The sequence below is a fragment of the Roseitalea sp. genome (assembly GCF_984466335.1).
This window is the reverse complement of sequence record NZ_CFIFWG010000212.1, coordinates 1-4,324: the sequence shown is the minus strand read 5'-3', so window position 1 is coordinate 4,324 and position 4,324 is coordinate 1. Positions and strand designations below refer to the sequence as shown.

The following is a 4,324-nucleotide window of genomic DNA, read 5'->3' as shown; positions in this document are numbered from 1 at the left end:
CGCCCGCGTCCGCAAGGGCGCGCGCGATGCCCCTTTCGAAAGCGATCAGCGCTTTTGCGCCCGAGGCGCGCAACCGGTGGCCGATCGCGTCGGGGCCGAACTGGGTCGCCATCGGCACGGCGATGCCCCCCAGCTTGTAGACCGCCAGATGGGCGATGACGGCCTCGACCGACTGCGGCGCCATGATCGCGACACGTTCGCCGCGCCCGATGCCATGCACGGCGAGCGATGCGGCGAGCCGGCTGGACTGTCCGGCGAGGGCGCCGAATGTCACGATGCGTTCGGCCGCGCCTCCCATATCGATAATGGCGGGCCTGTCGGGATGGCGGCCGGCGGGGGCGTCCGCGCAGGCGACCCCGATATTGCAGGCATCGGGCAGGGTCCATGCGAACCCGTCGAAAAGAGCTTGATAGTCTTGCGGATCGGCAGGAAGCATGGCGGCCTGGCTTGCGCCTTCGTTCTTGACATGCCGGCCGAGGCGGGCCGATGGTGCCCCCTTCCGGGATCGAACCGGAACTCCCGAAGGAACCGGATTTTGAATCCGGCGCGTCTACCAATTCCGCCAAAGGGGCCGGCCAACGGGCCAGCGAAGCTGTAGGTGCGTGCCGCGCGTCCGTCAAGGCGTTGCCGCTCGGCTCCAAGGCGCGTTTAGGCAATCTTTGCGCTTTGCCGCTATGGCCTTTCTGCTAAGAGCAGCCGACCGAACGGACAGCCGGACATGGTCATGACGGATAAGATGGGCGCCGGCGCCGGAACGCCGCGCGGGGCGCTGGCGAAGATCGAGCGGATTCTGCGGGCGCACGACAGCGGCGATGCCGGCGCGCAGATCACGCTGGGCGAACTCAGCGACGCGATGGAGGAGCGCGCCTTCGGCCTTCTCATCCTGATCCTGGCGCTGCCCTGCTGCCTGCCGTTCGTCTATCTTCTGCCGCAGCTCGTCGCGCTGCCGATGGCGGTTCTGGTCTGGCAGATGGCGATGGGCCGGCGCGCGCCCTGGCTGCCCGAGACGTTGCGCAGGCGCACGCTGCCCGTCGCCGGGCTGCTCGATGTCGTCGAGCGCAGCAGGCGCTATGGCGGCAATGCGATCGAACGGCTCGCCCACCCGCGCCTTGTCGGAATGACCGGCGACCGGGGCACGCGCGTGATCGGCGTTCTGATGGCGGTGCCCTGCCTGTCGATCCTGTTGCCGTTGCCGCTGACCAACACCGTGCCGGGCCTTGGCGTGTCTTTGGTCTCGGTCGGCCTGATCGAGCGCGACGGCCTGTTCGTCGCCGCCGGCCTCGCCGCCGGCCTTCTTTGGGTGCTGCTGCTGGCGGTCGGCGGCCCGGCGCTGATCTACCTGCTTGTCGGCTGGCTGGCCGGCTGATACCACGTCCGCGCCACATTTGGCGGCTGGATAGGGTTCCATGGAAAGGCCGGGAGGACATCGCAACATCCACCTCGTCGGCGCGCTCGCGCTGGCCGCCTGCATGGCGCTCGTGGTGGGCGCCGCGCTCGCCTTCGAGCATATTGGCGGCTTCATTCCCTGCGCGCTGTGTCTGGAACAGCGCACGCCCTATTATGCCGGTGTCGCCGTGGCTCTCGCCGGCGCCCTTGCGGCGGCGCTCGGCTGGCCCGCGCCGGTCGCGCGGGGCGCCCTGGTCGCCGCCGGCTTCTTGATGGCTTACGGCATCTATCTGGGCGTCTACCACGCCGGGGTCGAGTGGGCGTTCTGGCAGGGGCCTGCGGACTGCGCGGCCGCGGCCACGACCGGCATCGCGACCGATGCGGGCACTCTTCTGGCCGATCTCGACGCGGTCACGCCGCCGGCCTGCGATGAGGCGGCGGGACGCTTTTTCGGCCTGTCCTTTGCGGGGTGGAACGTGATCGCCAGCCTCGGGCTGGCCATTGCCGCCTTCTTGCTGGCGGCGCGGCCGGCGCGCTGAAGGCTCTAAGGCTCCAGTTCGACGTCCCAGTAAAGATAGTCCATCCAGCTCTCGTGCAGATGGTTGGGCGGAAAGCTGCGGCCGTTATTGTGCAGATCGTGCACGGTCGGCTGATAGGGCATCCGGTGCGGCTTCATGTCGGTGTTGTGCGGCATTCGCCCGCCCTTGCGCAGGTTGCAGGACGAGCAGGCCGTGACGATGTTCTCCCATGTCGTCTGGCCGCCGAACCGGCGCGGCACCAGATGATCGAACGTCAGATCCTCGGCGGTGCCGCAATACTGGCACTCGAACCGGTCGCGCAGGAACACGTTGAAGCGGGTGAACGCCGGATAGAGCGCCGGCTTGACATATTGCTTGAGCGAGACGACGGACGGCAGCCGCATCGCCGCCGAGGGCGAGCGGACCGCGTGGTCATATTCGGCGACGATGTTGACGCGATCGAGGAACACGGCCTTGATGGCGTCCTGCCAAGACCAGATCGAAAGCGGGTAGTAGCTCAGCGGACGGTAGTCTGCATTCAGCACCAGGGAGGGAAGCGCCTCCGGTGAAACGGCCACTGTCACGACCGACCCCTTTTCCGTTCTACCTCTTGCGGGCCTTATACTAAGCGCCCTGTAACAGGCTTGTGAAGCTGCCCACACTTCACACTATCTATAGGAAAGCGGCCGTTTTTCAATCATTTGTGCGCGGCGTTGCGTCACGGCAGAGCGGCCCGGCCTGTCCTTTGGCCGTACCAGGCCCACAAAAGCCGCGCGGCGACGCCGCGCCAGGGCGCCCATGATTCGGCCATGGCGCGCAGCGCCTTGTCGCCCGGCCGGGCGTCGAGCGCGAACAGTTCGCCCGCGGCCGCCTGCAACGCCAGGTCGCCCGCGGGAAAGATGTCGCGATGGCCGGCGGCGAACAGGAGGTAGACCTCCGCGGTCCACGGCCCGACCCCCCGCACGGCGGTCATCGATGCGATCGCCTCGTCGGCCTCGATCCCGCACAGCCCGTGCAGGTCGAGCGCGCCCTCCCCGATCGCCTTGCAGACAGCCACGAGCGCGCGCTGCTTGGGCCGGGACAGGCCGGCCTCGCGCCAGGCCGGCTCGCCGGCACGCATATAGTTCTCCGGCGTCAGCGGATCGACAAGCCGGGTCAGCCGGCCGGTAATCGCATCGGCGCTTTGCTTGGAGACCTGTTGCGCGACGATGATGCCGGCCAGGCTCGCAAAGCCCGGACCGGTGCGCCTGAGCGGGACATGGTCCACCTCGGCCACGAGCCGCGCCAGCCGGCCATCGGCGGCCGCAAGATGTTCGAGGCCGGCGGCGATGTCGGCAGTGCTTTCGATGATCCGCCGTTCGGCCACGGTCGCCGTCCTTTCGTTCGCTGTCGTCATGTGCCACAGATGGCGCGGCTTGACAGCCCGTGTCCGCATGCTCCTGGCAGGGTCGCCCGTGGTTCCCGTCTTCCGTTTCGCGCCGAGCCCAAACGGTCTTCTGCACCTGGGCCATGCCTATTCGGCGCTCGTCAACCATGCGATGGCGAAGGCGGCGGGCGGCCGGTTCCTGCTGCGGATCGAGGATATCGACCGGGCGCGCTGCACGCCGGCGCTGGAAGCGCGGATGCTCGACGATCTGCGCTGGCTCGGGCTTGAATGGGAAGAGCCGGTGCGGCGCCAGTCGGACCATTTCGACGATTATCGCGCCGCGCTGGACGCCCTGGTCGAGGCCGGTCTTGCCTACCGGTCCGCGATGAGCAGGGGCGACGTCCGTCGCTTCGTGGACGCGCAAGAAAGGGCTGGCGCGGTCTGGCCGCGCGACCCGGACGGCGCGCCCCTGTTCCCCGGCCGCGCACACGATCCGGGCGGCGAGGGCGGTGTTTGGCGTCTCGATGTCGCCGCCGCGCTCGATCATCTCGGCGGCGCGGCCGCGCTCGGCTGGACCGAGGAGGGCGCCGGCCCCGAAGGCGAAACGGGCCGGCAGGCGGCCGATCCCTCGGCATGGGGCGACTTCGTGCTCGCGCGCCGCGACACGCCGACCAGCTATCATCTGTCGGTCGTCGTCGATGATGCCTTTCAGGGGATCACCCATGTGGTGCGCGGGCGCGACCTGTTCGCGGCCACGGCCGCCCATGTGCTGTTGCAGGCGCTGTTCGGCCTGCCGCGGCCGGTCTATCGCCACCATGACCTGATCGTCGACGAGGCGAACGGACGGAAACTGTCGAAGAGCCTTGGCGACACCGCGCTCGCCTCTCTGCGCGCGGCCGGTGCCACGCCGGGCGACATCAGACGGATGGTGGGGCTTGCGGGCGCGTGAACCGCTCTAGAGCGGTTTGTCTTTGGATGGGAGCGGATTGATGGACAGGGTTTTTCGCCGCGGCGAGGAAAACACCGCGGCGCGATCCGACGATCGCGCGAGGCT

General features: G+C 68.6%; 6 protein-coding genes and 1 tRNA gene. 3 read left to right on the top strand and 4 right to left on the bottom strand.

The genetic code is table 11. The features are described 5' to 3' along the window. Positions 1-436, bottom strand: a 436-nt coding sequence (locus AC5E6L_RS14490; RefSeq protein WP_491774222.1) for an AMP-binding protein, incomplete at its 3' end; no start/stop codon positions are given. A gap of 51 nt (positions 437-487) precedes the next feature. Further along, a tRNA-Leu gene (locus AC5E6L_RS14485) sits at positions 488-572 on the bottom strand. 146 nt (positions 573-718) lie between these two features. Here AC5E6L_RS14485 and AC5E6L_RS14480 point away from each other — a divergent pair. Then, positions 719-1,366 (top strand): exopolysaccharide biosynthesis protein, encoded by a 648-nt coding sequence (locus AC5E6L_RS14480; RefSeq protein WP_491229271.1) that lies wholly within the window; start codon positions 719-721, stop codon positions 1,364-1,366. A gap of 40 nt (positions 1,367-1,406) precedes the next feature. Next, positions 1,407-1,925, top strand: coding sequence for a disulfide bond formation protein B (locus AC5E6L_RS14475; RefSeq protein WP_491774220.1), 519 nt, complete (start codon positions 1,407-1,409; stop codon positions 1,923-1,925). A gap of 5 nt (positions 1,926-1,930) precedes the next feature. Here the strand turns inward: AC5E6L_RS14475 and AC5E6L_RS14470 are convergent, their stop codons facing one another. Both AC5E6L_RS14470 and AC5E6L_RS14465 read right to left on the bottom strand, forming a co-directional pair. Beyond that, on the bottom strand, positions 1,931-2,488 hold the full coding sequence (locus AC5E6L_RS14470) for an HNH endonuclease (protein ID WP_491229269.1): 558 nt from the start codon (positions 2,486-2,488) through the stop codon (positions 1,931-1,933). A 134-nt stretch (positions 2,489-2,622) separates the two neighbouring features. Next, the gene (locus tag AC5E6L_RS14465) at positions 2,623-3,300 is read right to left on the bottom strand and encodes a DNA-3-methyladenine glycosylase family protein (RefSeq protein ID WP_491774218.1); all 678 of its coding nucleotides are present in this window, start codon (positions 3,298-3,300) and stop codon (positions 2,623-2,625) included. 37 nt (positions 3,301-3,337) lie between these two features. Here AC5E6L_RS14465 and gluQRS point away from each other — a divergent pair, with 37 nt between their 5' ends. Beyond that, the gene (gene gluQRS, locus AC5E6L_RS14460) at positions 3,338-4,219 is read left to right on the top strand and encodes a tRNA glutamyl-Q(34) synthetase GluQRS (protein ID WP_491774224.1); all 882 of its coding nucleotides are present in this window, start codon (positions 3,338-3,340) and stop codon (positions 4,217-4,219) included. The last annotated feature ends 105 nt before the right edge of the window (positions 4,220-4,324 follow it).